Origin of the sequence: Paenibacillus sp. GYB003 (genome assembly GCF_036577625.1) — a bacterium.
In the GTDB taxonomy this organism is placed as follows: domain Bacteria; phylum Bacillota; class Bacilli; order Paenibacillales; family NBRC-103111; genus Paenibacillus_AB.
Genome location: NZ_JARBDC010000045.1, coordinates 21,814 through 48,441, shown reverse-complemented (window position 1 = coordinate 48,441; position 26,628 = coordinate 21,814). Strand labels below are relative to the sequence as shown.

General features: G+C 59.4%; 22 protein-coding genes. 17 read left to right on the top strand and 5 right to left on the bottom strand.

Annotation, left to right across the window (positions count from 1 at the left end):
- Positions 1 to 108: 108 nt before the first annotated feature.
- The gene (locus PV407_RS16205) at positions 109 to 636 is read right to left on the bottom strand and encodes an SRPBCC domain-containing protein (protein WP_332090977.1); all 528 of its coding nucleotides are present in this window, start codon (positions 634 to 636) and stop codon (positions 109 to 111) included.
- Positions 637 to 684: 48 nt separating this feature from the next.
- Positions 685 to 1,014 carry an ArsR/SmtB family transcription factor gene (locus tag PV407_RS16200; RefSeq protein ID WP_332090976.1) on the bottom strand — a complete coding sequence of 110 codons (330 nt, stop codon included), beginning with the start codon at positions 1,012 to 1,014 and terminating at the stop codon, positions 685 to 687.
- 344 nt (positions 1,015 to 1,358) lie between these two features.
- Between PV407_RS16200 and PV407_RS16195 the strand changes: the two genes are divergently transcribed.
- From PV407_RS16195 to PV407_RS16175, 5 genes are all read left to right on the top strand, one after another.
- The gene (locus tag PV407_RS16195) at positions 1,359 to 2,258 is read left to right on the top strand and encodes a carbohydrate ABC transporter permease (protein ID WP_332090975.1); all 900 of its coding nucleotides are present in this window, start codon (positions 1,359 to 1,361) and stop codon (positions 2,256 to 2,258) included.
- Between the two features lie 27 nt (positions 2,259 to 2,285).
- Positions 2,286 to 3,128 carry a carbohydrate ABC transporter permease gene (locus PV407_RS16190; RefSeq protein ID WP_332090974.1) on the top strand — a complete coding sequence of 281 codons (843 nt, stop codon included), beginning with the start codon at positions 2,286 to 2,288 and terminating at the stop codon, positions 3,126 to 3,128.
- 49 nt (positions 3,129 to 3,177) lie between these two features.
- Positions 3,178 to 4,689 (top strand): ABC transporter substrate-binding protein, encoded by a 1,512-nt coding sequence (locus PV407_RS16185; RefSeq protein WP_332090973.1) that lies wholly within the window; start codon positions 3,178 to 3,180, stop codon positions 4,687 to 4,689.
- A 13-nt stretch (positions 4,690 to 4,702) separates the two neighbouring features.
- Positions 4,703 to 6,076, top strand: a complete 1,374-nt coding sequence (locus PV407_RS16180; RefSeq protein ID WP_332090972.1) for a sulfatase-like hydrolase/transferase — start codon at positions 4,703 to 4,705, stop codon at positions 6,074 to 6,076.
- A 92-nt stretch (positions 6,077 to 6,168) separates the two neighbouring features.
- Positions 6,169 to 7,656: a sulfatase-like hydrolase/transferase gene (locus PV407_RS16175; protein WP_332090971.1), complete on the top strand. Its 1,488-nt coding sequence runs from the start codon at positions 6,169 to 6,171 to the stop codon at positions 7,654 to 7,656.
- A gap of 72 nt (positions 7,657 to 7,728) precedes the next feature.
- On the opposite strand, the gene PV407_RS16170 is transcribed toward PV407_RS16175, so the two are convergent.
- Positions 7,729 to 9,306, bottom strand: a complete 1,578-nt coding sequence (locus PV407_RS16170) for a hypothetical protein (RefSeq protein WP_332090970.1) — start codon at positions 9,304 to 9,306, stop codon at positions 7,729 to 7,731.
- Between the two features lie 163 nt (positions 9,307 to 9,469).
- Here PV407_RS16170 and PV407_RS16165 point away from each other — a divergent pair, with 163 nt between their 5' ends.
- The 5 genes from PV407_RS16165 (at position 9,470) to PV407_RS16145 (ending at position 18,601) form a co-directional block, all read left to right on the top strand.
- Complete coding sequence (locus tag PV407_RS16165; protein WP_332090969.1) at positions 9,470 to 11,743, top strand: AraC family transcriptional regulator; 2,274 nt, start codon at positions 9,470 to 9,472, stop codon at positions 11,741 to 11,743.
- Between the two features lie 224 nt (positions 11,744 to 11,967).
- Positions 11,968 to 13,419 (top strand): extracellular solute-binding protein, encoded by a 1,452-nt coding sequence (locus PV407_RS16160; protein ID WP_332090968.1) that lies wholly within the window; start codon positions 11,968 to 11,970, stop codon positions 13,417 to 13,419.
- 15 nt (positions 13,420 to 13,434) lie between these two features.
- Positions 13,435 to 14,382: a carbohydrate ABC transporter permease gene (locus tag PV407_RS16155; protein WP_332090967.1), complete on the top strand. Its 948-nt coding sequence runs from the start codon at positions 13,435 to 13,437 to the stop codon at positions 14,380 to 14,382.
- A gap of 15 nt (positions 14,383 to 14,397) precedes the next feature.
- Positions 14,398 to 15,234 carry a carbohydrate ABC transporter permease gene (locus tag PV407_RS16150; RefSeq protein WP_332090966.1) on the top strand — a complete coding sequence of 279 codons (837 nt, stop codon included), beginning with the start codon at positions 14,398 to 14,400 and terminating at the stop codon, positions 15,232 to 15,234.
- Between the two features lie 172 nt (positions 15,235 to 15,406).
- The gene (locus tag PV407_RS16145; RefSeq protein WP_332090965.1) at positions 15,407 to 18,601 is read left to right on the top strand and encodes a DUF4838 domain-containing protein; all 3,195 of its coding nucleotides are present in this window, start codon (positions 15,407 to 15,409) and stop codon (positions 18,599 to 18,601) included.
- 67 nt (positions 18,602 to 18,668) lie between these two features.
- Here the strand turns inward: PV407_RS16145 and PV407_RS16140 are convergent, their stop codons facing one another.
- Positions 18,669 to 19,943 carry a glycosyltransferase family 39 protein gene (locus PV407_RS16140; protein ID WP_332090964.1) on the bottom strand — a complete coding sequence of 425 codons (1,275 nt, stop codon included), beginning with the start codon at positions 19,941 to 19,943 and terminating at the stop codon, positions 18,669 to 18,671.
- A gap of 279 nt (positions 19,944 to 20,222) precedes the next feature.
- Between PV407_RS16140 and PV407_RS16135 the strand changes: the two genes are divergently transcribed.
- The gene (locus PV407_RS16135; protein WP_332090963.1) at positions 20,223 to 21,503 is read left to right on the top strand and encodes an ArsB/NhaD family transporter; all 1,281 of its coding nucleotides are present in this window, start codon (positions 20,223 to 20,225) and stop codon (positions 21,501 to 21,503) included.
- 22 nt (positions 21,504 to 21,525) lie between these two features.
- Positions 21,526 to 21,807, top strand: coding sequence for a hypothetical protein (locus PV407_RS16130; RefSeq protein WP_332090962.1), 282 nt, complete (start codon positions 21,526 to 21,528; stop codon positions 21,805 to 21,807).
- Between the two features lie 16 nt (positions 21,808 to 21,823).
- Here the strand turns inward: PV407_RS16130 and PV407_RS16125 are convergent, their stop codons facing one another.
- Positions 21,824 to 22,519 (bottom strand): hypothetical protein, encoded by a 696-nt coding sequence (locus PV407_RS16125; protein WP_332090961.1) that lies wholly within the window; start codon positions 22,517 to 22,519, stop codon positions 21,824 to 21,826.
- A gap of 369 nt (positions 22,520 to 22,888) precedes the next feature.
- On the opposite strand from PV407_RS16125, the gene PV407_RS16120 reads away from it, so the two are divergent.
- From PV407_RS16120 to PV407_RS16100, 5 genes are read left to right on the top strand one after another with little or no spacing between them, the layout of a single operon-like run.
- Entirely contained in the window at positions 22,889 to 24,139 is a 1,251-nt protein-coding gene (locus PV407_RS16120) for a glycosyltransferase family 39 protein (RefSeq protein WP_332090960.1), read from the top strand.
- Positions 24,118 to 24,825 (top strand): glycosyltransferase family 2 protein, encoded by a 708-nt coding sequence (locus PV407_RS16115; RefSeq protein WP_332090959.1) that lies wholly within the window; start codon positions 24,118 to 24,120, stop codon positions 24,823 to 24,825. Before PV407_RS16120 ends, PV407_RS16115 begins: the two co-directional genes overlap by 22 nt.
- Positions 24,826 to 24,832: 7 nt before the next feature.
- A complete protein-coding gene (locus PV407_RS16110) occupies positions 24,833 to 25,207 on the top strand; it encodes a DUF2304 domain-containing protein (protein ID WP_332090958.1) in 375 nt (124 codons plus the stop codon).
- 29 nt (positions 25,208 to 25,236) lie between these two features.
- Positions 25,237 to 25,557, top strand: a complete 321-nt coding sequence (locus PV407_RS16105) for an EamA family transporter (RefSeq protein WP_332090957.1) — start codon at positions 25,237 to 25,239, stop codon at positions 25,555 to 25,557.
- 7 nt (positions 25,558 to 25,564) lie between these two features.
- Positions 25,565 to 26,611, top strand: a complete 1,047-nt coding sequence (locus PV407_RS16100) for a GNAT family N-acetyltransferase (RefSeq protein ID WP_332090956.1) — start codon at positions 25,565 to 25,567, stop codon at positions 26,609 to 26,611.
- The last annotated feature ends 17 nt before the right edge of the window (positions 26,612 to 26,628 follow it).

Sequence of the window (26,628 nt, the reverse complement as noted above, 5' to 3'; positions counted from 1 at the left end):
TTTTTCCGGAAAGCGACTCGGATAAGGTGCCGGTAGGAAGGAAGACCTTACCCAAAGAAAAAGCCGCCGGCTTTATGCCGACGGCCTTTCTTCGATTCGCACAGCGTCTTACTTGATGTCGGCCAGCAATTCGGCCAAACGGTCCCACGTTTCGGTGACGCCCTGCATCATGCCCATATCGATTACTTTTTGGAGCGCTTCGGCCGTCTCGTAGCGGGCGCGGCTGATCAGCTTCGTCTTGCCTTCATGATCCTCGAAAAGCATCGTGATGCGGGGAGCGGGCATACCGGGCGTTTCATTGCCTTCGGCGTCCGAGAAATAATCGACGTAGACGAACTTCTCGTCCTGTACGATTTCTTCATAAACCGCTTTGCCCCAAGATTCGAAGCCGTAAAAGTCGCCCTGGTTTTTGTCGACGCATTTCATGCAGTAATGCCATACGCCGCCGGGACGGAAGTCGATATTGCATACCGTAAGATCCCATCCGCGCGGTCCCCACCAGCGCTTCAAATGCTCCGCTTGCGAGAAAGCCTGGAATACAAGCGAGCGCGGTGCGTCGAAGACGCGTTCCAATATGAGCTCCTGCTCGTTTTCCACCCGCGAAATCATGTTCGATGCCGTATTATTAGCCGACATTGCCGAATTCCTCCTCAAATCGATTGGTTTATGAATGGGTATCGCTCGTTACGATGGGTCTTTGTCCTTCTGCTGCAATTGCCGGAGATAGTCGTCCAGCCGGTCGAATCGTTCGTTCCATAGGCGGCGGTAATCTTCGAGCCAATCGTCCAGCTCCCGGAAAGGCTCGGGCCGCAGCCTGTAGATTCGCCGGTTGGCGACGGCTTGCAGCTCCACGATTCCGGAATCGAGCAGGACGCGAAGATGTTTGGACGCCTGAGGCTGCCGAAGCTGAAGCCGGTCGGCGATTTCCCCTACGGTGAGAGGGCCTCCGCGCAGCAGCTCGACGATATGCAAGCGGTTCGGTTCTGCGAGTGCACTCCATGTCGTAGTATCCATGACACGCTTAATCCTCTTTCATGGCATTGTTCGTGATTCGTATGGCCGCATCCGTCCTCCCATTATCGATTTTGCCAACGCATCGTGATCACATTTATAATATACCGAAAATGGAATATTCCAGTCAAGGAATATTTCTGGAGCAAAGCAAAAAACGATTGACGAATCGTGACGAAGGATGGTATCATTCCTAAGTAAATTCATAGTAAGTTTATAGGATTAAACAACATTGTCGACCGGACAGCCGGAGACTCGAACTTCCTACGCGCAAAGGGGAGGTCGTGTCTCCTTTTGTTTTTTTCAAGGACTGGAAGTTCCGGACTTGCAAAGGAGGTGACTTGCGCTTGAAACGGAAAGCGTTATGGTGCTACGCGTTTATCGCGCCGCAGCTCGTCATGTTTCTCGTATTCACGCTGTATCCGATCGTCATGAGCTACGTGTACAGCTTTTTCCGCTGGAACGGCTACGGGCCGCTGCAGCAGTTCGTCGGACTGGCGAACTTCGTCGAGACGATTCACGATCCGATCTTTTGGAACGCGTTCAAAAACAACTTTATTTTCATGGTCGTCCTTGTCGTCGTGCAAGTGCCGCTCGCTCTTGTCGTCGCGATGATTTTGAACGCCGTATGGCTGAAAGGCTCGGCCGTTTACCGCGCGATATACTTTTTGCCCGTCGTCACGACGACGGCGGTTGTCGGGCTCGTCATGCGGTTTATTTTCGGAGCTTACAAAGGTCTCGTCAACGAGGTGCTCCTGAAGCTGGGCCTGCTGGACAAACCGGTCGACTGGATCGGTTCGATCGACACGGCGCTGATCGTCGTCATTCTCGTGGGGATTTGGAAAAGCTTCGGCATGAAAATGATTTACTGGCTCGCCGGGCTGCAATCGCTGCCGAAGGACGTATACGAAGCCGCCAAGGTGGACGGGGCGAACGCGCTGCACTTGTTCCGTTATATAACGGTACCGCTGCTTCTGCCGGTCGGCAGCGTCATCGTGCTGCTGTCGGCGGTCAACGCCTTGCACGTCTTCGATCTGGTGAAGGCGATGACGGAAGGGGGACCGGCGTTCGCGACCGACATGGTCGATCTTTACATTTACCGCTATGCGTTCTCGAGCGCGGGAGAAGCGCGCGTCGGCTTCGCGTCGGCCGCGGGCATTTTTTACGGAATCGCCGTCCTGCTCATCTCGCTGCTGCTCGGAGCGTTCGTGAAGCTGGCCGGAGGCAAAGCGACGCATGGACATTGAGCGAAACGGTACGGGAGGGACAACGGGATGTTTACGCGGGGACTGAGGCGCGGGCTGCCCAAAGCCGCGCTGCATCTGGCGCTGATCGGCGTAGGGATCGTCTGGATTTATCCGTTTATATGGATGGTCGCTTCGTCGCTGAAAAGCAATGCGGAATATTTGACCGGCGGCTTGACGTTATGGCCGGAAAAGCTGCAATTCGACAATTACGTTCGGGCGTGGAAGACGGCGAACTTTTCGACGTACTTTTTCAATACGGTCGTCGTCACCTTGTCCACCGTTGCGATCGTAGTCGTGCTTTGCTCGTTGACGGGCTACGCGCTGGGCCGCTACCGGTTCAAAGGGCGGATCGCGTTCATTTCGGCGATTACGGCGACGATGTTCATGCCGAAAGGCTTTACGATCATTCCCGTCTACGCGCTGATCAACGCGATCGGCCTCAACAATACGCTGCTCGGCGTCGTGCTGGCCGAGTCCGGCGGCGCGCACGTGCTGTTCATTTTGCTGTTCATGACCCATTTCCGGGGGATTCCGAAGGAGCTGGAGGAATCCGCGGAGATGGACGGAAGCGGCTTTATCCGCACGTTCGTCCGAATTATGCTGCCGCTCTCCAAGCCGATCATCGCCACGACGGCGATCATGCAGTTTATGTGGACGTGGAATTCGTTCCTCGTTCCGCTCGTGTTTACGCTCTCGAAGGAGCAGCTGCGGACGCTCGGCGTCGGAATGTACCAGTTCGTCGGCGAGCACAGCATCGATTATACCGGAATGGCCGCGGCCGCGAGCATCTCGCTGCTGCCGATTATCGCCGTCTTCCTGCTGTTCCAGCGGTATTTCGTCGAAGGCATCGCCGGCTCGGTCAAAGGGTAAACGCGTTAACGGTTAAGCTCATGAATATTTCTACCTGGGGGATGTTGCGATGGGAAGCAAACGAAATCGATGGACGTCGCTGGCCGCGACGATCGCGCTCGGCTCGGTGCTGGTTGCCGGGTGCTCGGATGGGGCGTCGAAGCAAGCCGATCACGCGGCGAACGCGGGCGGGGAGGCGATCGTTCGGATATGGGGGCCGCACGACTTCATGAAGGGCGACGAAAGCCCCGGCCAACAGACGGTCAAGCTGTTCAACGAGCGGCATAAAGGGAAAATTCGCGTCGAAATGAAATATATGCCGTGGGCCGAATACAATACGGCGATCCAGGCGGCGGTCACGTCGAACGATTTGCCGGACATTTTCAACATGCCGCAAAATATCGACTTTCAGCAGGTGCTCGCCTCCAAATGGATTCGGCCGCTCGACGGCCTCGTTTCGGATAAATGGAAAAGCCAGTTTTATTCCGGCGCTTTCGCGGAAGGCGTCAACGTGATCGACGGCAAAACGTATACGTGGCCGATTTTCGGACCTCAATTGAACCAGCTGCTGTACTATAATAAAGACGTATTGAAAAACGCCGGTCTCGATCCGGAGAAGCCGCCGAGAACTTGGGACGAACTGAGAAGCATGGCGAAGACGGTCACGGAAAAAGGCAAGGGCGACGTGTTCGGGGTCGTGTTCGCGCTCGCCGAGAACGGCTACGCGTCGAATACGGTCACCGGGCTCGCGGCCGGCATCGACAACCTGACGTCGAGCGGCTTCAACTACAAAATCGGCGCCTATGCGTACGACTCGAAGGCGATTTCCGACTCGCTCAAGTTCATCCTCGATCTGAAGAAGGACGGCAGCATTTTGCCTTCCGCCTACAGCTTGAAGCATCCGGAAGCCGGAGCGCTGTTCGGTCAAGGGAAAGCGGCGTTTCTGTTCGACGGCCGGTGGAGAATGTGGCTGATCAAGCGCGACACGCCGGATGCGAAGTTCGGCATGGCCCCGCTGCCGACGCCGACCGGCGAGCCGATCGTCATGCACCATACGCTGGCGAACAACGGCGGATTTCTCGTCTCGGCGAACACGAAATATCCGGAGGCGGTCGGCACGTTCATCGAGGAAGGGCTCGCTTCGGAGCTGTTTTACGAGCGGTTTATGAAGAGCGGCGTCGCGCTCGCTCCGATCGAGAAGCTGAACGCCGACAAGTCCAAGTACCCGTACCCGGAATACGAAACGTTCGCCAAGCTGCATCGGGACGTCCTGCGCCTGCGTCCGGACCCGGCGGTGCGCAATCCGGAGGTGGCCAAGGCGCTCGCCGAAATCGGCGGCATGGGGCAGCCGAAAATCAAGCCGAGCTTCAACGAAATTTTGCAGGCGGTCATTACCGGAGCGGAGAAAGATCCGGACGGGGCGCTGAAGCAGTATAACGAGAAAATGGCCAAAGGCTTCAAGGAAGGCGTCGACAAGGTGAAGCAGGGCGGAGCGAAGGTCGAAACCGGCGATTTCGGCTTCCCGAACTGGGATGCGGACAAGGACTATACGACCCAAGATTACGAAGCACTGAAAAAATGACGGGAGGCCGCGAATGAACGAGAAGCTGAACGTAGTCGTCTTCTTCACGGACCAGCAGCGATGGGATACGACCGGCGCGCACGGCAATCCGCTCGGATTGACGCCCCATTTCGACCGGATGGCCCGCACGGGCACGCATTTCTACCATACGTTCACGTGCCAGCCGGTTTGCGGGCCGGCCAGGTCGTGCCTGCAGACGGGTCTGTACGCGACGGCCAGCGGCTGCTACCGGAACGGCATCCCGCTGCGGCGGGAGCATCGGACGCTGGCGCATTATTTTAAAGACGCGGGCTATGCGACCGGGTATATCGGCAAATGGCATTTGGCCGGGCACGAGCCCGTGCCGGAGGAGGAGCGGGGCGGCTACGAGGAATGGCTCGCGGCCAACGTGCTGGAATTTTCGTCCGATGCGTACGATACGGTGCTGTACGACAACGACAACCGCGAGGTGAGGCTGCCGGGCTACCGGGTCGACGCGCAGACGGATGCGGCGATCCGGTATATCGACCGGCACAAGGACGAGCCGTTTTTCTTGTTCCTCTCGTATTTGGAGCCGCACCATCAAAACCATTCGGACAACTACCCGGCGCCGGACGGCTACGAGGAGCTGTACGCGGGCCGGTGGACGCCGCCGGATCTGCAGGCGCTCGGCGGCACGTCCGCCCAGCATCTGGGCGGCTATTACGGGATGGTGAAGCGGCTGGACGAAGCGCTGGGCCGGCTGCTCGACGCGCTGAAAAGCCTCGGCCTGCACGAGCGCACGCTCGTGCTGTTCACCTCGGATCACGGCTGCCACTTCAAGACGCGCAACTCCGAGTACAAGCGGTCGTGCCACGAAAGCTCGATCCGCATTCCTGCCGCGATGCTCGGGCCGAGGCGGCTGAACGGCGGACATATCCGCGAGCTCGTCAGCCTGATCGATTTTCCGCCGACGCTGCTCGACGCCGCCGGCATTCCGGTGCCGGAGACGATGCAGGGCCGGTCGGCGCTCCCGCTCATACGGCGAGACGACGCGGATTGGCAGACCGAAGTGTTCGTGCAGATCAGCGAGTCCGGAGTCGCCCGGGCGATCCGTACGGACCGTTGGAAATACGGCGTGCATGCGCCGGACCGGGACGGCAGGAAGGACGCGGGCTCGGACCGGTACGAGGAGCAGTTTTTGTACGATTTGGCCGCCGATCCTTACGAGCTGACGAATTTGATCGGCTTGGACAGCTACCGGGCGGTGACGGACGACCTGCGAAGCCGTCTCGCGAAACGAATGACGGAGGCCGGAGAGCCGGAGCCCGTCATCGTGCTGGCCGCCTCGCGAAAAAGCGGCCAGCGCGCCGTGTCGATCGCGGACCGGCGGGCGGACGTGTCGCGGGGGCCGATCAAGCGAGGCTGACGGCCGCGTGCCGGAGCGGGACCGCAAGGGCCGCGCCCGCGATTCGTACGCGAAGCGGCCGCATTTGCATTTTGCGAGGAGGCGTAACCGTTTTGAAAGCCATCATCGTATTGTTCGACTCGCTGAACCGCCACATGCTTCCCCCTTACGGCTGCGAATGGGTTCATGCGCCGAATTTCGCCCGGCTGGCGGAGAGAAGCGTCACGTTCGACGGAAATTGGGCCGGCAGCCTGCCGTGCATGCCGGCGCGGCGGGATTTGCTGACCGGCCGGCCGCATTTTTTGCACCGCGGCTGGGGGCCGCTCGAGCCTTTCGACGACTCGATGCCGGCCCTGCTGCAGCGGCACGGCGTCCATTCCCACCTCGTCAGCGACCATTACCATTATTGGGAGCCGGGCGGGGCGACCTACCACAGCCAGTACAGCACATGGGAATTCGTTCGCGGTCAGGAAGGCGATCCTTGGAAGGGAGAGGTCGCGGACCCGGATATACCGGAGCACGTCGGCAGCTATGAAGGGCATCGCGCCAAGCTGTTCCGCCAGGATTGGATCAACCGCAACTATATGGCGACGGAAGAGCTTCACCCGCAAGCCGAAACGTTCGCGAAAGGGCTCGAGTTTATCCGGACGAACCGCAGCGAGGACCGGTGGCTGCTGCAAATCGAGGCGTTCGACCCGCACGAGCCGTTCTTCTCCCCGCAAACGTACAAGGATTTGTATCCGCATGATTATACGGGCAAGCATTTCGACTGGCCGAACTATGCGCGCGTGCGCGAAACGCGGGAGGAAGCGGAGCATTGCAAATACGAATACGCCGCGCTGCTCAGCATGTGCGACGCCTACTTGGGCCGGCTGCTCGACGCGATGGACGAGTACGGCCTGTGGAGCGATACGATGCTGATCGTGACGACGGACCACGGCTTCCTGCTGGGCGAGCACGACTGGTGGGCGAAAAACGTCATGCCGTTCTACAACGAGATCGCCCGGACGCCGCTGTTCGTATGGGACCCGCGCGACGGCCGGAAAAACGAACGGTGCGGGCAGCTGACGCAGCTGATCGATGTGGCTCCGACGCTGCTCGACTATTTCGGCGTCCCCGTGCCCCCCGATATGCAGGGCATTTCGCTGCGGGAGGCGATGCGCCGAAACGAGCCGACCCGAGAGGCGGTGCTGTTCGGCATTCACGGCGGGCACGTGAACTGCACCGACGGCCGCTACGTCTATATGCGGGCGCCGGTTCGGCCGGACAACTCCCCGCTGTACAACTACACGCTGATGCCGACGCATATGGCATCGTTGTTCAGCCCCGAGGAGCTTCGGAGGATGGAGTTGGCCGAGCCGTTTTCGTTTACGAAAGGGGTGCGCACGCTGAAAATTCCGGCAGGCTCGTATATCCCGGCCCATACATACGGGACGCTGCTGTTCGACCTGGCGAACGATCCGGGGCAGCTGCATTCCATCGCCGGCGACCGCGCCGCGGAGGAGCGGATGGCGTCCCGTCTGGTTCGGCTGATGCGGCAGTACGACGCCCCGGCGGAGCAGTACGAGCGGCTCGGTTTGGTTGATGCGGCGAATCGTTAATGGGGTAAATAATTCGGGCTGCCGAACGATCGGCAGCCTGTTTCGTTTCGGTCGGGCCGTGCGCGGCTTCGGTTACCTGTTGTCGCGCGCGGCGCGTATTTTTTCCTCGTAATGCCGGAAAATGACGTTCCCGTCGTACTGCTCCATCAGCTGACGCCGGTATTCCGGCCAGCGGGCGCCCGATTTGTCGGTAACCATCATGCGAACGAAAAATTCGTTCTGTTTGGCGCGCATCGCTTCGACGTTAATGCCGAGCGGCGGGGTTAGCGTCGTGCCGAGCCCCTCGTGCACCGGAATGGACGCAACGGTTTGCAGCAAAATCCGATCGCGCGCCGACAGGCGGGGATCGATGACGGTCAGGCCGAGTACGTCCGGCGCGTCCGGGGTGAAGAAGTCCCATATTTTCAGGAAATTGCCTTGCCGGACGATGTCCTCCTCGATCCGGTCCGGCTTCAGCAGCACGGTGTTTCCCGTACGGGTATAGTGAACGTTCTCGAGTCCGTAGTGCGTAAGCAGAAACCCCTCTACGCCCGCCAGCCAATCGAGTATTCCGGTAATCTTCTTCAGCTTCTCCGGGTGAAGGCCGGCGGCGTTGTTCGAATACACGAACGGGTAGTCCGGCGTCGGGGCGGCGCGCAGCGGGACATCGCCGAACGGATTGAACGGAACCCAGTCCGCCTTCGGATCGAGCAGCCTGGTGCGCGTTTGGATGCTTTCCGGATTCGCGTCCAGCGCGAAGTCGGCGGAATCTCCCAGCACGACGCCCGCTTTCCCCTGCACCGCCTTGTCGAGATGCTGCCGCCCTTTGTTCAGAAACCAGTCCGGGTCGATGACGCCGCTGCCGATCACCTTCAAGATGTCGGTCACCGTCTGTTCGACGCGGAGGTCGGTCTGCATGTCGACGAGCGCGCCGTTCTCGAAATAGGCCGGGAACAGCAGGCCGTTCTTGACGAACTCCGGCCAGTCGAGCGACAAGGCGGAGCCGTTGCCGGAGGCGGTGAAGCCGTACGTATCGGGCTTGCCGTTGCCGTCCGGATCGCCGAACGTAAACGCGCGCAAGGCGTCGACGTATTCGCCGTACGTGCGCGGGACGGGCAGGCCGAGCTTGTCCAGCCAATCTTTGCGGATATAATAGGCGCGGTACGATCGTTTGTCGTACGGAATCGGCGCACGCACGAATTTGTTGTGCAGCTGGTATTCGCGAAGCTCTTTCTCGTTCATCCAGTACGTAAAATAGTTCGGCATCGTCTTCGGGGTGACGAAGTAGGTCATATCGGCCAGCACGTTGTCCAGCGCCTGCTTCGCGCCGCCGTCCGGACTGAGCTGAAGCCACATGTCCGGCGGATCGTTCGCGGCCAGCAGGCCGGCGATTTTCGCCTCGTACGGCTCGCCCGGCTCCATGAACGTCAGCTTGAGGCTGACGTCGAACTTCGATTCGATCGCCTTGCGGACGAAGTCCCGTTCGGGGGGCGGAAGCGCGGCGCCGGGCGAGCCGCTTATAAACAGGCTGAGCCTCATGCGCCCGTCATCGGCTCCGGGCCGCCCGTCCGACGCTCTTATGCCGGCATACCGGTGCCAGACGGCATAGACGAGCGCCGCGGCGCACAGAAAGGCAAGCGTCGCAAACGTACCCCATTTGGCGTATTTCAACGGAAGCAGGCCCCCTCTCGCGCGATTCAATTTCATCTTAAACCGTTTCGGACGCAAAGGAAAGCGATTCCGAAAAAGCGTTTACATTTCCTTGCGCCCGAATGTACAATCGGATCAACAGAGTACGCTCGCACGATCATGGCACATTGCCGGGGGGAGAAGGATGGGAAAAAAACGAGGGTTTCGGCGGCTGCTGTTGTCCTATTTGCCCGTCTTTTTCGTCATCAGTCTGACGCTGCTGCTGCTCGCCTATTTGGCGCTCAGCGAAATGTCGCAGCGTTCCGCGTCGAAGGCGAACACGCTGCTGTCGCATAATATTAGCCAGACGATCGACGACGCGCTGCGCGGACTGGACGAGCTGATGAGCAGCGAGCTGCGGGACAACGAGGCGATCAAGGCGTTCTTCGCGCCGGTTCCGGCCGCCGACCGGCAGCGGACCGATTACGAAGCCGCCGCGGCGCTGAACGAAACGATGCGCAAGCATCCGTTGCTGCATTCGATTTACTTGTACCGCACGCCGGACGCAACGGTGCTGACGCCGTCTTCGCTCATCCCGCTCGATCGTTTCGGCGACAAGCAGTTTATCGGCGCGAACGTGTCCGCGCTGACGCCGCTTCGCTGGGAGACGAAGCGGATATACAAGGAACGGCCGGACAGCGCCGGCGCGCCGGTCGTCAGCCTGGTGAAAATCGCCCATTTGGCCGAGCGCAGCCTCATCGTCTATCAAGTCGGCACGGACCGTCTCAGCGAGCTGATCGCCAAAATGTCCGAATCGAAGCTGAACTTCGTGGAGCTGGTCGACGACGACGGGAAGCTGATCGCCTCCAAGCGGCTGGCCGGCTCCGGAAGCGATGCCGGCGACGCGCCCGATTCCGGCAAGCAGCTGTCGTTCGTCCGATCCGACTATACCGGCTGGTCGGTGCGGAGCGGGATTTACGACTCGAGCGTCTTGGATTGGGTGTCGTCCCTGTTCTACGTCTGGATTTCGTTCGGCTTCGCCGTCATCGCGCTCGGCGCGGTTTGGCTGTCTTACGTCACCCGCCGCCATTTCAAGCCGATCGAGAGCGTGGCCGGCCGCATCGAGGCGTTCGCCAGGCAAAAATCCGAGCAGCTGCGCATCGACGAGAAGTCGGACGAGGTCAACTATATCGAAGCCGCGATCGAGCAGCTGCTCGACCAGCACAGCCTGATGCAGATGCGGCACGAAGAAAATATCGTATACCGGAAACGGCACGTCTTTCTGAACATGCTCGAGGACGAAGAGTTCGCGGAGCGCGCGTCGCAAGCCGAGCTATCGCTGCTCGGCATCGAGCCGCCGGTCGCGGAGGCGCTCGTCGCTCTGATCGAAATCGATCAAAGCTACGAATTCGCCGGCAAGTACAGCCGGAGAGACCGGCATTTGCTGAAGCAGGTCATCGGCAACGTCGCCGGGGAGATCGCCGGGAACGCCCCGGTTCGCCAATGCTCCGAATGGGTCGGTCCGCACCAGATGGGCATCGTGTTCGCGGCGGACGACCCCGGGGTCGCGGAGCGCGCCGCCGTCGAAACGCTGGAGAAGCTGCGCGCGTGGATCGAGCAAAACTTGTCGTTCACCGTAACGGCGAGCGTCGGCGGCCGCTGCCTGTCGACGGCCGGCTTGCCGGGAAGCTATCGCCGGGCGCAGCAGCTGCTCGGCTACAAAACGTCGCTCGGGACGAACCGTCTTATCGTTCCGGCCGACATCTCGCAGCCGCACGACGAAATGTTCAAACGGCTGCAGGACGTTCGCCTCCTGTGCCAATCGTTCCGCTCCGGCGATCCGGATTGGGCGGAACGGCTCAACGAGCTGTACCGTTCCGTCCGGGCCGCGCTGCTGACGCGCGAAGATTTGTTTCGTCTGTTCCATATGCTGACCGTTCACCTGCATCGCGAAATGATGGAGCTTCCCGGCGAATTTCAGGCGATCTGGTACACCGGGTTCGGCCGCCGGCTGGAACGGATCGCAGAGCGGCACGAGACGCTGGACGATACGTTCGCCGCGCTGGACGGGCTGCTCCAGGAAGCGTTCGGGCGGATGCGGGAGCTGCGGGAAGCGAAGACGGCGCACCAAACGCTGCAGAACGTCAAAGCGTACATCGAGGAGCGGTACGGCGACCCGGACCTTTCCCTCGCCCAGGTAAGCGAGGAATTCGGCTATAACGCCAGCTACTTCAGCCGCGCGTTCAAGGAAACGTTCGGCGTCAAATTGATCGACTACGTCACGCGGATCCGGGTGGACAAGGCGGCGGAGCTGCTGCGGGAAACGTCCGTCTCCATTCAGGAAATCGCCGAACGGGTCGGCTATACGAACGCGCTCTCGTTCATCCGGGCGTTCAAGAAGCTGACCGGCACGACCCCCGGCCATTACCGCAAGGAGCGTCCGGACGAGCCGGAGCGGACGAATCAACAAAAACGATAACCGCGTAAAAAAAGGACGATCCGCGTTAGTCCCGGTTCGCCCCGCTGCGGCATACGCGCCGCCGCCGGGAGCGGACCGTTTTTTTCGCCTCGCCAGCCGCGTCAACAAATTTGCATATGGCGTAAAAAATGAAATATTTACACGTTCTCCGAAAAAATGGTACGGTACATGGCGAGCCGGCCGGTTCATTCATCGCAGCGAAAAGTCCAAAGGAGGGTTCCCGCTTGATTCGAAACATGAAAACGATTTCAACCCCGTTCGTATCCGTCATGCTCGCGCTGGCCGTCGCGGCTTGCGGCGGCGCCGGAACGAAGACGCCGGCAAACGGCGAACAAGGAAGCGGGGGGCCGGGCGGTTCGACGAACGTTTACCCGGAAAACGGGCTGCCGAAAGACCGGAAGGTGACGCTCAAGGTCGGCTTTTTCGAAAGCGGCATGGGCCGCGAATGGTTCGACTACGCCATGGACTCGTTCAAGAAAAAATTTCCGAACGTCGGCTTCGAGGTCGTCTATTCGCCGAAAATCGATACGATTACCGGAACGAAAATATCCGCGAACAACGATCAGGATATGTTCGATTTGTTTTCCGGCGGCATTCCCGGCGGCGTGGAGCCGGTCGTGGCGGCCGGCAAGCTGGAGCCGCAGGAGGAGCTATGGGACCGCAAGGCGTACGACGGCGGCGGCAAGACGCTGAAGGAGATCGCGCTGGACGGCGAATACGTCGCGGCCCCGCGGGTGCTCGGGAAAACGTACGCGCTGCCGAACGCCGGGACGAGCGCCGGACTGATGTTCGACAAAAATGCGTTCGAGAAAAACGGCTGGAACCAAAACCCGAAAACGTGGGAGGAGTTTCTGAAGCTGTGCGAGGACATTAAAGCGAAAGGCGTCGTGCCGATCACGTTTCCCGGCCAATATCCCGGCTATCTCGATTACGCGTTCGGCGTCTGGAAGCTGTTCGAGCTCGCCGAGCTTAGCGGCAACCTGAAAAAGTTCGAGGACGACTACCGCAATTTCAAGCTGCCTCAGCATTTGGCGCCGGAAAGCGTCGAGCGGTGGAAGCGGGTGTACGAGATGGGGAAGAAAGGGTATTTCCCCGAAGGCGTCGCCGCGCTCAATCATACCCAGTCGCAAATGCAGGTGCTGCAGGGCAAAGCGGCGATGGTCGCCTCGGGCACGTGGGTGCAAAACGAAATGAAGGATTCGACGCCGAAAGACTTCAAATGGGGCTTCATGGCGGTGCCGATGAGCAGCAAGCCGGGCAGCACGATATACGCGCGCCTGAGCGCGGGCAACGGCTTCTACATTTGGGCGGCGAAGCCGGAACTGAACAAAAAATGGGCGAAAGAGTTCAACGTCTGGCTGTGGAATCTCGACATCCAGACCGTGATCGCCGAGAAGGGCGGCATGCTGCCGGTGCGCAAAGATTTTTCCGACGATCCCGTCCGCGCGGCGAAAATCCAGGATGCGCCGAAAGCGATGTACGACTATATGAAGACGAACAAGGTGATGCTGGAAAGCGGCTTCCGCAACGTTTCGCTGACCGATCCCGCCTACCAGCAGTCGAACAAGGTCGTAACCGAAGCGGTGACGCAAATCGCGCTCGGCAAGCAGGATCCGATGCCGGTGCTGCAGGAAGCCGAGGCGCTGCTGAAAAAAGCGATCGAAGCCCAAAAGTAAAGGAGTGTGCCCGAGTTGCACGCGGTCCGAAACGAAACGAACGCAGGCCGGGCCGTCCGGGCGGGACGGCTGCAAAAGGCGAACGTGCAGAAGCGGCTGTTTCTGCTGCTCGCCGTCGTCCCGGCGTACGGAGGGTACTTGCTCTTCACGCTGTACCCGAACCTGATGTCGGTCTATTATTCGCTGCTGAACTGGAACGGAATTTCGGACGCGAAATTCGTCGGCCTGCAAAATTACGCGTACATGATTCGCGACAAATACGTGTGGAGAGCGCTCGGCCACAACTTGTTCTACATGGCGACGGTCCCGGTCTGCGTCATCCTCATCTCGCTGTTTCTCGCGTATTTGCTGACGAACAAAGGGTATAAAGGAACGAAGCTGTTCAAGGTGCTGTTTTTTTTCCCGAACGTGCTGGCCACGGTCGTCGTCGCGCTGCTGTGGGCGTTCGTCTACGACGGCAGCTACGGGCTGCTCAACGCGCTGCTTCGCCTCGTCGGCATCGATATGAACGGCTACTACTGGCTTGGCGACGCGAAGACGGCGCTGGCCGCCATCGTCCCGCCATACGTCTGGGCCGGGGTCGGCTTGTATGTGGTCATTTTCATGAACGCCATGGCGACGATTCCGAAATCGCTCTACGAGTCGGCCGTCCTCGAAGGGGCCGGGCATACGACGAGGCTGTTTCGCATCACAATCCCGCTCATGTTGCCGATTATCCGCGTCTGCGCGCTGTTTCTCGTTCTGGGCTCGTTGAAAAGCTTCGACAAGGTGCTCATCTTGACGAACGGAGGACCGGCCGGCTCGACCGACCTGATCGGCCTGTACATGTTCAATTTGGCGTTCGGCAGCGAAGCGCACAATTACGGCTACGCGTCCGCGATCGGGATGTTTCTGTTCGTCGTTCTCGTCGCAGCCAAGCTGCTGATCGACAGGCTGATGCCGAACCGGGCTTACGAGTATTAAGGGGGAGAGCGCTCTATGAAGGAACGGCGCACGTGGGTCGACGTCTTCTGGCGGCTCGTCTTGGTCTTCTGGTCGCTCACCGTTTTGTTCCCGCTCGCGTGGGTGCTGTACGAATCGCTCAAAACGAACCGCGAATTTTTCCAGAACGTCTGGTCGCTGCCGGAATCGTGGAAATGGGTCAATTACAAAAACGCCTGGATCAAATATAGGCTCGGCGCCGCGCTGCTGAATACGCTTTATTACGTCGGGGCCAGTCTGCTCCTCGGCACGCTCCTTACGACGCTGAACGCGTACGCGCTGACGCGCCTGGAGTTCAAGGGGCGCAAGCTGATCTGGGGCACGATCATGCTGTCGCTGTTTTTGCCGGGAATCAACGCGCTCATTCCGCAGTACGTGTTGATGCGCGACCTGCATTTGACGAACAGCCTGACCGGGCTGATCGTGCTCGAAAGCTTGGGCGAGAGCGTCTTTTTCCTGATGCTGCTCGGCGGGTTCATGCAGTCGCTGCCGAAGGAGCTGGAGGAGAGCGCGTTTATGGACGGTGCGTCGCTGTTTCAAGTATTCGGGCGCATCATCGTGCCGCTGGCGATGCCCGGCATCGTCACCGTGGCGATTTTCAAATTTTTGGGGCTGTACAACAATTTCCTGGCGCCGTTCATTTATTTGAGCGATCCGAACAAATATACGATCGGGGTCAATATGTACCAGGCCAATCAAATGATGCAGTACACGGCCGACTGGGTCACGCTGTTCGCCGGCGTGACGATCGCGATGATTCCGTCCGTCGTCATGTACGTCCTGTTCCAGCGCTCGATCATGGAAGGGGCTACGATGGGGGCGGTAAAAGGATAATGCGGAGCCGGCCGACACGGGCCGCGCGCCGCAGAGGAGGTGATGCGCTCATACGTGAGAGGCGGCAACGACGGCAGCATGACGACTTCCGGTCAGACCTATCCGAAAAAGACGGAACGGCTCGATCGTTCCGGCGGTACCCCATTCGATCAGGTCAAGGAGGAATTTGAAAATGGAAACACCCATACGCAATCCGATGCGCAAATGGCTCGTCGCGCTGCTGGCCGCGTTGGTCGCCGGCTTGTTTCCGGCAGGCGGCGGAATTACCGGTCAAGCGTTCGCGCAGGGCGGCGGAGAGCTGCGCATCGTGGAAAACGGCGCCCCGCACGCAGTCGTGCTCGTGCCGGAGCAAGCGGACGCGACGACCGCCCATGCGGCCGGCGAGCTGGTCGAATACGTACGGAAGTCGACCGGCGCCGTTTTGCCGGTCATGACGGAGGCGGAGCTCCATGCGGGAGGCGGGAGCCTGAACGGCCGCGTCCGACTCTATGTCGGCGACCCCGGCTCCGATCCGCATATGGCGGGCTTGCTGCAGGGGATGGACGGCGACGGCTTCGTCATCCATCCGCACGGCAACTGCGTCGTCATCGCCGGACCGACGCCGGCCGGCACGTCGTACGGCGTGTACGAGTTTCTGGAACGGTACGTCGGCGTGCGGTGGCTGATGCCCGGCAGCGACGGCGAAGACGTGCCGGTTCGCACCGATATAACGGTACCGAAGCAGGACGTGAAGGAGCAGCCGGCCTTTTTCTCGAGAGTGTTTTCTCCCGGCATCAGCTGGGCGCAATTTCCGGAGCGGTCGGATTGGCAGGACAAAAACCGGCTCCATAACCGCATCCAGTTCCATCACAACCTGCTGAAGCTGTTCCCTCCGTCGCGGTACGGGACGACACATCCCGAATATTTTCCGATGCGAAACGGGGAGCGGTATATTCCGCCCAACGACACGACGCACAACTGGCAGCCCTGCTTTACGGCGCCCGGCATCGTGCAGGAGGCGGTAAGCAACATCATCCGCTATTTCGACGAACATCCGGACGAAACGTCGTACTCGCTCGGGATGAACGATTCCGGCGGTTTTTGCGAAGCGGACCCGAATCATCCGGACTACCCGAACAAAAAGAACTCGATCGGCCTTGTGGACATGTCGGACATTTATTACAACTGGGTCAACCAGGTCGCCGAAGGCGTGCTGGCCGTTTATCCGGACAAATGGTTCGGCCTGCTCGCCTACCAGGAAGTGATGGACCCGCCGTCGTTTCCGCTCAACCCCCGCGTCGTTCCGTTTCTGACGAAAGATCGGATGGCGTGGGCCGACCCGGCCGTCGAGGCGGCGGGCAAGGCGCAGATGGAAGCGTGGGCGGCTGTAACGGAAAATTTGGCCTGGTACGACTACATGTACGGCACGCCGTATGTGCTGCCCCGAGTGTACAACCATCGGATGGCCGACAATTACAAATACGGCAAACAGGCCGGCGTTACCGCCCATTATGCGGAGCTGTATCCGAACTGGGGGGAAGGTCCGAAGCCGTGGCTGTCCGCCAAGCTGCAGTGGAACCCGGACGCGAATGTGGACGAGCTGCTGCAGGAATGGTACGTCCGGGCGGTAGGGCCGGCGGCGGCCGCCGATCTGGCGGCGTACTACGATCATTGGGAGCGGTTTTGGACGCAGCGCGTGCTGTCGACGACCTGGTTCCAGACCCGGAAAATATCCACATACTTGCCTTTTAACGCGGCGGACTATTTGAACATCGTGACCGACCAGGAAATCGCCGAAAGCCGCCGGCTGCTCGAGTCGGTCGTCAGCAAGGCGCAGACGGCGCCGCAAAAAGCGCGTGCGACTATGCTGCTGCGGGCGTTCGAATATTACGAGGCTTCGGCACTGAGCTACCCGAAAGATACGGCGCCTCCGACGGACGCCGCCTCCGCGTTGGCGCTGCTGACCGATCTGGACGCGAAGCGGCTGATGCAGCAAAAACGGTTCGCGCTGGTCGACTCGTTCAAGAGCGACCCGGTGCTCGCCCATCCGTTAGATCCGAGAACGTACTCGCTCGAATGGTCGATCTGGAACGCGTCGACGTTCTGGGATTTGGCCAACTATATGAAAACGTACGAACCGAACGGCGGAACGGTGACGAATCGGGTCGCCGAGCTGGCCGCAAGCTCGCCCTCGGCGACGCTGCAGGCGTTCGCCAAGCTGCTGCAGGAAGCGGTGCGCGGTTTGTTCCCGCTCGAGACGAACGGATCGTTCGAATCCGGCGCATCGACCGCGCCGCCTTGGACCCACTGGATTCAAAGTACGGGGACGATGCAGCGGTCGACGGAGCAAGCCCGGACGGGATCGGCCAGCCTGAAAATTCAAGGACTCGATCGCGGCGGGCCTGTTCAAGTATTCGCGGTCAACCCCGGCTTGCTGGCGGCGCGTGTCTATTACTCCGTTCCGGCTTCTTATACGGGCAGCGCCACGATTCAGCTCGCCATGAATTTGCGGGATGCGTCCGGCAAACAGATCGGCACCGTCCGCGGGAAGCTGCAGCCGCTCGCCGCCGGCGCCGGCGCGTGGAAGGAAGCGGTTATGCTGTACGAGATCCCGGCGCAAATAAGCGGCGCCGAAGTCAAAAGCGCGCAGTTCGTCGTCATCGTCGACGGTTTGCAGAACGGCGTCGCGTATGTGGACGACGTATCGGTGTATCAGGCGTCCGGCGGCTTGAAGCTGGAGTCGACGTTCTGGAACGTGCTCGATTACATCCGCGCTTCGGAGCCGCAGGGCGGGCCGGTGAAGCAGTCGGTCGCGGATACGGTGTATGGGTCCGTCTATGCGGCGGAGCGGAGCTATGCGAAGCTGATTCTGGACTTCGCCGACAACCGGCCGTCCGCGACGGCAAACGGTTCGTTCGAGACGGGAACGGGGGCATCCGCGACGCCCTGGAGCTACTGGGTCAGAACGACCGGCAGCATCGCCCGCCTGACGGAGGCGTCGCGCACCGGACAGTACGGCCTGCTGATCCAAAATATGGAGCGGGGCGGTCCGGCCCAAACGGTGACGGCCGAATCGGGTTACTTCGCCGCGGAAGCGTGGTACAAAGTGAAGGAAGGGACTCCGCCGGGCGGCACGATCCAGCTGGGTCTCAACCTGATGGACGCCGCCGGAAAAACGCTGTCCACCGTCTTGTCGGACATCCGCCCGCTCGATGCCGCTTCGGTCGGCACGTGGCGGCCGGTCCGATTGAAAGGGATCATTCCCGCCTCCGTCGGCGCGAGCGAAGTGAAAAAAGCGCAGCTCGTAGTCATCGCCGATAAAGCTTGGAACGGAACGGCGCTGTATGTGGACGACGTCTCTCTGTATATGACTCCATCCGGTCCGTAACGGGACGAAACGATAAAAAAGGCTGCCGATCGTTCGGCAGCCCTCTTTTCCGTTATCGCGGCGTTTCTTACAGCCCGGATTTCAAATTCGTCGACTTGCGCTTCCAGGGCAGCTTGCCGATCGCCTTTTTGCCGATCGCGAATGCGGCCCGGGCGACGCTGTCCGCTCCGTACGCGACCGCGATCGCGATGAACGGGATGCTGGGCGCCCTGTACCGGTACATGCCGTCGATGAACAGGACGATGCAGAAGATGAAGATGGCCAGGATGCATAACCAAACGATCGACGCCTTTTTGAATATCCCGTTGACGATCGAGGCGACGAAGCCCGCTACGAAAAGCGCGGTCGGCACCATGTTGGAGACGAACGTTTTGATGCCCCCGAACGTCGACAAGTCGGTCAGCCATACCCAGCGGCCGAGAAAAGCGACGACCCTTCTCGCGTAAATGGCGGCGACATGGTCCCAGTTATGGACGAGAAAGCTCAGGATCAGACTGTTTCCGATATCGATCGTGTAGTCGGGCTTGTAGAAGATGGCGCCGGGTGTCGGCTGGTCGTATACCCAGCCTCTGGCGTAAATGTTGTACAGCACCAGCTTGGCGTTATACTGCAGCGATTGAACGAGCGGGGCCAGCTTCCCGCCGAACAGCGCGTAGGCGCCGACGGCGACAAGGGCGGCGGCGATGCCGCCGAGCGTATATTTGTGCCTGCGCACAAACCGGAGCGCCTTCGGTTTGTCCATGCGTATCGCGATATAGATCAGGATGAACAGCAGCGACAAAATCCCCGTCGGCCTGAAGATGAACAAATATGCCGCTGACGCGACAAACAGCGCCTTATACGCCGTTTTGCCGGACTCGAAGCTTTTGAGCAGAAGAAAGACGCACAGCAGCAGCAGGCTGATAAAGAAGCTGTCGGTCAAAATGTACGTCGTCCACAGCGTAATGTCCCACGAATAGCCGTACAAAATGGAAGCGATTACGGCCGTCGTCCTGTTGAAAAGCATTCGTGCGATTTTAAAGACAAGGATGACGCTGAGGCCGGCGGTCACGGCTTGAATGAACAAGATCGCGACCGGATCCTTGAACAGCATAAGCAGCACGGTAAGCAGCATGTTGTAGCCGAAATACAGCAGATCGTTCATATGCAGGCCGATTTTGAAATCGGTCATGAGCGATCGTGCGTAGGCGAGGTACCACTGGCTGTCGGCCGCATCCGGAAAGCCTTTGCCGGACGAGGCGAGAAAGAAAAAGTACCGCAGCCGCACGTACAGCGACAGCGCCACGAGCGGAACGAGGAGAACGAAATCGCGGTGCTTCAGTTTGTGATAGAGGGCAAGCATGCTTCACTGCTCCTGGTCGCAGGGTGGGATATGGGAAGTTGGACTCATTTTTTCATACTATATCAAATGGCTCGCGGGCTGACAATCTGAAAATGGGTCCCGTCTTTACAACGGGAAGCCCCCTGTATATAATTAAAACCGAATTGCATAACGGGATGTACGGGAGGAGCCTGCCAAGCGCGGGCTCTTTTTGTCTTTTTTCGGCGATAGGAAAGGCGGACGAACTAAATCCGCGCCGGATCGGGCAAATTATAACATCCGCATGAATCGGGAGGAATTATGGAACTGCAAGCTTTAGTCGCCATCGGCATTTTTCTTGTTACATACGGTCTTATCATCGCCGAAAAAATTCATCGGACGATCGTCGCCATGATCGGGGGCGTCGTGATGGTGGCGATCGGCATCGTGGACCAGGAGACGGCCGTCCACCATATCGACTTCAATACGCTCGGGCTGCTGATCGGTATGATGATCATCGTCAGCATAACGGCGGAAACCGGGCTGTTCAAATACGTCGCGCTCGTTGCGGCCAAGAAGGCGAAAGGGGACCCCGTAAGGATCATGCTGTCGCTGGCGCTGCTCACGGCGGTCGGCTCGGCGTTTCTCGACAATGTGACCACGGTGCTGCTGATGGTTCCGGTCACGTTCAGCATTACGAGACAGCTGCGGGTCAACCCGGTTCCGTTTCTGATCACGCAGGTGCTGGCCTGCAATATCGGCGGCGCCGCCACGCTGATCGGCGATCCGCCGAACATCATGATCGGCAGCGCCGTCAAGGAGCTGACGTTCATGGCGTTTATCGTCAATCTCGGCCCGATCATCGCATTGATTATGGCCGTCCATCTCCCGATATTCGTCTGGCTGTACCGGAAGCGAATCCGGACGACCGACGAGCTGCGGCAATCGATCATGCGGATGGACGAGAAGGAAGTGATCACGGATCGCGCGCTGCTCGTCAAATGCTTGACCGTGCTGGGCGTAACGATCGTCGGCTTCTTCCTTCACCAGCTGCTTCATCTGGAATCGGCGACGGTCGCCCTCGCCGGGGCGTTTCTGCTTCTGCTGTTGACCGGGGAGCATGCGATGGAAAACGCCTTTACGAAGGTGGAGTGGACGACGATTTTCTTCTTCGTCGGCTTGTTCGTTCTGGTGTCGGGCCTGGTGGAAACCGGCGTCATTTCGCGGCTGGCGAAGGAAGCCGTCGATTTGACCGGCGGCGAGCTCGTCGCCACGTCGATGCTCATTTTGTGGCTGAGCGCGATCGCCTCCGCGTTTCTCGACAACATTCCGTTCGTGGCGACGATGATTCCGATGATTCAGGAAATGGGCAACATGGGCGTGGCCGACCTGGAGCCGCTTTGGTGGAGTCTGGCGCTCGGCGCCTGCCTCGGCGGAAACGGGACGCTGATCGGGGCGAGCGCCAATCTGATCGTGGCCGGCTTATCGGGGAAGGAAGGCTACCCGATCCGCTTCGTCTCGTACATGAAGGTCGCGTTTCCGCTCATGCTGCTGTCGATCGCCCTGTCGAGCGTCTATATTTACGTCCGTTATTTGATCTGAACCGGAAACGGAGGGAATCGGGATGAACATGCATTATGAATGGGATGCGGAGACGATCCGGATCGAAGAGAGCGCGAACGGCGAAGATACCGAATTCGCGATCGAAATCGTCCGACATGATCCGTTCGCGGAATCGATGAAGCGGGTGCAGGCGCATTTCGAGGCGAACGAGGTGCATACGGACGTGCTGTTTTACGCGTACCCGGGGCACCGGTACCAGGTGATCGTCCGCAAAGACTACTATGTCGATTTTTTGCTGGAGCTGATGAAGCATCGGCTGCTGCGGGCGTTGGAATGGAAATAAGATCAGCAGTCGGCGGTCAGCCGTCGATCACCCGTCCGGTCAACGCGTGAACGATGACCGTTCGGCCCGCGGCATTTCCTTCCCCGGCTCCGAACGATACGATATAGACGAGCGGAACGCCCTCCCGCTCCGGGAGGTAACAATCCCGCACGCGGGCGGTTGCCGCCGCGGAAGCGTCCCCGCGGACGTAACGGGCGGCTTCCTCCGCCGCCTCCTTCCCGGAAACGGCCGGAATCATCGGACGATGCAGCCTTTTGCGTTCCAGATCGGCATGCATCGTTCCTTCGACCCGGCGGACGACCCCGCTTTCGTCCAGCTCGATCCGCAGACCGTCCCCGCAGACCGGCTTGCCGTACAGCCGCCGCTCCATCGCGACCGTAACCGCGCCGGACCCGCTCCGCTCGACGCTTGCGACCTTCATCGATTCGTTTACGCGCTTCAACCCGTACGCAGCTTTGGCCCGCTCCAGAAATTCGTACGAAATCCATTCCGGCGAATGCCGCGACGGCTTGCTCAGCCGGCCTTCCAGCAGCTCCGGCGTTCCGCTCTCCGCGTTCCAGCGGACGACCGGCGCTTCGCCGCTTTCCGCCTCCAGCCTTTGCACGAACCGCTCGGCAAGCCCGCGCACGCCGCCTTCCGATTTCAAGCCGCCGACCGGCGCGAAAGTCCAAATCAGCGCCGCCATCCCGATCATCCATTTGCCGCCCCGCATGTCGCATCGCCTCCGATACAAACCAGTTTCGGCCAGTACGGCCCGGTTTTATTCCCGGCGCGAGCGGGTTCACAAAAAAATAATCATAATATTTTGTTCATATACTTAGAAAACGGCAGGAAATGCGATGATATACGTCGTAAAATAGAGGTTATAAGTTTCAAACGGCTGGATTCGAGGAGGAGTGGCAAAAATTGGATGAGAAAAGGTTACCGCTGAACCGCCTCGGGGTGATGATCGGCTAGCTGCTGACCAAGGAACGTTTACGTTCCCACGCCGCCCGACAATCGAACGCTTCCAGGCGATCGGCTTCTCCGTTAGAATAGAAAGCGTTCGATTGGACTACGAATCTGGAGCTGTTTAACCGCTGTGTATCGATTGTACATGAAATGGAAAGACCGGGACTTCGTCTACTGGATCCCGCTTGCGCTGTTTGCATTGACGGTCAAATTCCGTTACTTTTTCTTCCTGCTCCGATCGGGCCAAGGAATCCCGCAATCTCCGGATTCCGACTGGTATCTCGCATACGCCCGCTCGCTGATGGCGAATTTCCGCATCGGCCTCAATATGGACGATTTGATGTACGCCGGCTATAATTTGCTGCTTACGCTGCTGCTGGCCGTATTCAAGGATCCGGTCGCGGTCGTGTTCGTGCAAGTGCTGACCGCCGGTCTCAGCGTCATTCTCGTCTATCAAATCGCGCGCATGCTGTTCGGGCGCACGACCGCCGTTTTGGCGTCGCTGTTTTACGGCTACTCGTGGGACATTACGCTGTGGTCGACGTACATTTTGACCGACAGCTTCTTTATCGACCTGCTGCTGCTGTGCGTCTTTTTTCTGCTCAAAAGCTACGAGTCCGGCAAAACGGCGTATAAGGCGCTGTTCGTCGCGACTTCGTTCTATATGTTCATCTTCCGCCCTACCGGCGTCATGACGCTCTTCTTCATTCTGGTGTACATCGTCGTCCGGACGGACAAACAAAAGCTGGCCGCCTTGTTCGTCCGCTACCGGCTGGTCGCCGGAGGGGCGCTCGCCGTCGCGGCGGCGGCGCTAACGATCGCTTTAGCCGGCGGCAAGCTGGACCCTCTCGTGGAATCTTTACAGATCAACGCGAAAAAAGTGTTGTATAATATGTACGCGAACGGATGGATTTACGACAAGCCGTCGGACCAAGACTATCATTTCGAGCCGGACTTCACGGTCGATATCGGCGGAAGCGTCGTCGCCAGCTTCTTCGTCCATAACTGGAACGACATTCTCGTCCTGTACGGAAAAAGGACGATCGCCTTCCTGGGGCGATGGGTTTGGGAAATCGGCACGGGCCACGGGATCGGCTGGTACGCAAGACATATACTGCCGGTTGTGCTGTTCGCCGCCGGAACCGCGGCCGCCGCGATGAACGGTCTGTTCCGCAAAGCGTCCGTCGTCTGGCTCGTTACGCTCGCCGTCTTTCTGTTTTGTTTGGTCTTTTTCATCGACGGTCTGTACCGGTACAAGGCGCCCGCCATTCCGTTCGTCGCGATGGCCGCCGCTTACGGGGCGGACCGGATCGGTCGGGGATTGGTTGTCTTCGCAAAAAAAACGACGGGGATGCTGTTATGGAACAAGGAAAAATACTGATAGTCGTTCCGGCCTTCAACGAGCAAAACAATATTTTGAAAGTGATCGGCGACATTCGCAGCAGCATCGAGGGCGGCGACATCCTCGTCGTCAACGACTGCTCCCTCGACGCGACGTCGGCTACGGCCCGCGCGGCGGAAGGGGTGAAGGTCGTCGATCTCCCGTACAATCTCGGCATCGGCGGCGCGGTGCAGACCGGCTTCAAATACGCCGCCGTCCAAGGCTACTCCTACATGGTGCAGATCGACGGCGACGGCCAGCATCTTCCGCGCGAAGTGAACAAGCTGCGGGAGACGATGGAGCGGACCGGCGCGGACATGGTAATCGGCTCGCGGTTTCTCGACGTACAGTCGTTCCGGACGACGTGGACGCGGAGGCTCGGCATCAAAGTGTTTTCGGTGCTGTTCCGGGTGCTCATCCGCACGAAGGTGACGGACGGCACGTCGGGGTTTCGCATGTACAACCGCAAAAGCATCGAGCTGCTGAGCAAGCATTATTCGGACGACTATCCGGAGCCGGACGCCATTATTTTGCTGAAAAAGAACGGGCTGCGCATCTGCGAGGTCGGCGTCGAAATGAGCCGCCGCGAGCACGGCACCTCATCCATTACTCCGCTTCGCAGCGCGTATTACATGGCGAAGGTCACGTTATCGATGCTCTTTTCCTGCATCCGGACAAGGTGGTGAGGCGGCTATGGATAGCTTGAACAGCGTTCAACTGATGGGCATCGCGTTCAGTCTCGTTTTGATCGTATCGGTGTTTTTCATGGTGCGGGCGCGCATGATCCGGGAAAAATATTCGCTCGTCTGGTTTTTGATCGGAACGTTTACGCTCATTATGTCCGTCTTTAAAGATATGCTGGACTGGTTTTCGAGCTTGATCGGCGTTTATTACGCGCCGTCGGCCTTTTTCGCCATATTGATCGTTTGCGCTTACTTGCTGCTGCTGAACATGAGCGTCAGCATTTCGAGGCTGAAAATGCACAACAAGGCGTTGACCCAGGAGCTCGGCCTGACAAAGCTCAGATTGGACGAGCTGGAGAAGCGACTGAAAGAGAGGGAGCTCTAATCAAATATTTCATGCTTTTCGGAAGCGTGATGATGACCGTTACGGGCAGCACGCTGCTGAAGCTCGGCAGCCGGTCGGTGTCGTTCGACGCTCCGCTGTTCGGCATCATCATGGGCTATTTGACCACGCCGGCCTTGCTGGCCGGCTTCGCCGCTTACGCGCTGGGCGCCTTTCTATGGGTGTACTGCCTGTCCCAGTTCGACCTGAGCTACGTCACGTTTGTGACCAGCTTTCAATACGTGCTGCTGCTCCTCGTGTCCATCTTCATTTTCCACGAACAGATCAGCGTGATGAAATGGGCCGGATGCGCTATTATTATGGTAGGCGTATTTATGTGGCTGAAAGGATAACGAACCGATGTACAAATGCGTGGCGTATACCGAACGGATGAAGGACGAGTGGGACCGGCTCGCGCGGGAGCGGGGGACGGTGTTTCATACGACGGCGTTCCGGGACGTCTTGATCCGCTCCTTCGGGTACGATTGTTTGTATCATGCCGTCGTGGAAGGCGATCATCGCGTGCGGGCGCTCATCCCGCTCGTCGCCGGCCGCAATCTGGGGCTGCGGAAGGTGGCCGTATCGCTTCCGTTCGCGAACTATACCGATATATGCGCGGACGATGCCGAAGCGCTGCGCTTCGCCATCGACTCGGTGCCGGCGATCAAGGACGAAGCCCGGCTCGGCTACGTCGAGCTGCGGCTGAAGGACCAGAGCGTGGGAGGCCGTACCGGCTGGAGCGCGAGCGCGCACAACTACACGTTCAAGCTTCCTCTCGAGGGCGGCGAAGAACGGGTGCTGGCGCTGTCGACCGGAAGCAACCGGAACCATGTGCGGAAAGCGTACAAAAACGATTGGTTTGACGTTTCGTTCGACGCCGGCCGTTTGGAGGCGTTTTATCGCATTTACGTGCGAAGAATGAAGCAGCTCGGTTCGCCGGCGCCCGATATCCGCTTTTTTCGCGCGTTTTTCGAACTGATGCCGGAGCATGCGCATCTGCTGACCGTGCTGGACAAGCAGAGCGGAAGCGTGGCGGGCGGCATGCTGCTGCTGACGAGCCCGGGCAACTCGACGGTGTATTATCCGTACGGGGCGAATTTGATCGAGTACAACTCGAAATATTTGAACAATTTCATGTATTGGGAAGCGGCGAAGTTCGCCATGCGGGGCGGGTTCGGCCATCTGGACCTCGGCCGCTCGCCGGCCGGCTCCGGTACGTACAGGTACAAGGAGCAGTGGGGCGCGAAGCCGGAGCCGCTCGAGTATTCCGTTTTCGACGGCGGGGCGGGGAAGAGCGGGCCGCCGGACAAAGAAAGTCTCGGCTTTTTCGTCGAGCTGTGGAAGAAGACGCCGAAGTTCGTGACCGACGCGGCGGGCAAGCGGCTGATCAAATACATTTTTCCTTAACGCGGAGGGCTTGGGCT

Coding starts and splice junctions, on each gene's coding strand:
- PV407_RS16205 (WP_332090977.1), bottom strand. CDS start 636: ATGTCGGCTAATAATACGGCATCGAACATGATTTCGCGGGTGGAAAAC.
- PV407_RS16200 (WP_332090976.1), bottom strand. CDS start 1,014: ATGGATACTACGACATGGAGTGCACTCGCAGAACCGAACCGCTTGCAT.
- PV407_RS16190 (WP_332090974.1), top strand. CDS start 2,286: ATGTTTACGCGGGGACTGAGGCGCGGGCTGCCCAAAGCCGCGCTGCAT.
- PV407_RS16185 (WP_332090973.1), top strand. CDS start 3,178: ATGGGAAGCAAACGAAATCGATGGACGTCGCTGGCCGCGACGATCGCG.
- PV407_RS16180 (WP_332090972.1), top strand. CDS start 4,703: ATGAACGAGAAGCTGAACGTAGTCGTCTTCTTCACGGACCAGCAGCGA.
- PV407_RS16165 (WP_332090969.1), top strand. CDS start 9,470: ATGGGAAAAAAACGAGGGTTTCGGCGGCTGCTGTTGTCCTATTTGCCC.
- PV407_RS16150 (WP_332090966.1), top strand. CDS start 14,398: ATGAAGGAACGGCGCACGTGGGTCGACGTCTTCTGGCGGCTCGTCTTG.
- PV407_RS16145 (WP_332090965.1), top strand. CDS start 15,407: ATGGAAACACCCATACGCAATCCGATGCGCAAATGGCTCGTCGCGCTG.
- PV407_RS16140 (WP_332090964.1), bottom strand. CDS start 19,943: ATGCTTGCCCTCTATCACAAACTGAAGCACCGCGATTTCGTTCTCCTC.
- PV407_RS16135 (WP_332090963.1), top strand. CDS start 20,223: ATGGAACTGCAAGCTTTAGTCGCCATCGGCATTTTTCTTGTTACATAC.
- PV407_RS16130 (WP_332090962.1), top strand. CDS start 21,526: ATGAACATGCATTATGAATGGGATGCGGAGACGATCCGGATCGAAGAG.
- PV407_RS16125 (WP_332090961.1), bottom strand. CDS start 22,519: ATGCGGGGCGGCAAATGGATGATCGGGATGGCGGCGCTGATTTGGACT.
- PV407_RS16115 (WP_332090959.1), top strand. CDS start 24,118: ATGGAACAAGGAAAAATACTGATAGTCGTTCCGGCCTTCAACGAGCAA.
- PV407_RS16110 (WP_332090958.1), top strand. CDS start 24,833: ATGGATAGCTTGAACAGCGTTCAACTGATGGGCATCGCGTTCAGTCTC.
- PV407_RS16105 (WP_332090957.1), top strand. CDS start 25,237: ATGATGACCGTTACGGGCAGCACGCTGCTGAAGCTCGGCAGCCGGTCG.
- PV407_RS16100 (WP_332090956.1), top strand. CDS start 25,565: ATGTACAAATGCGTGGCGTATACCGAACGGATGAAGGACGAGTGGGAC.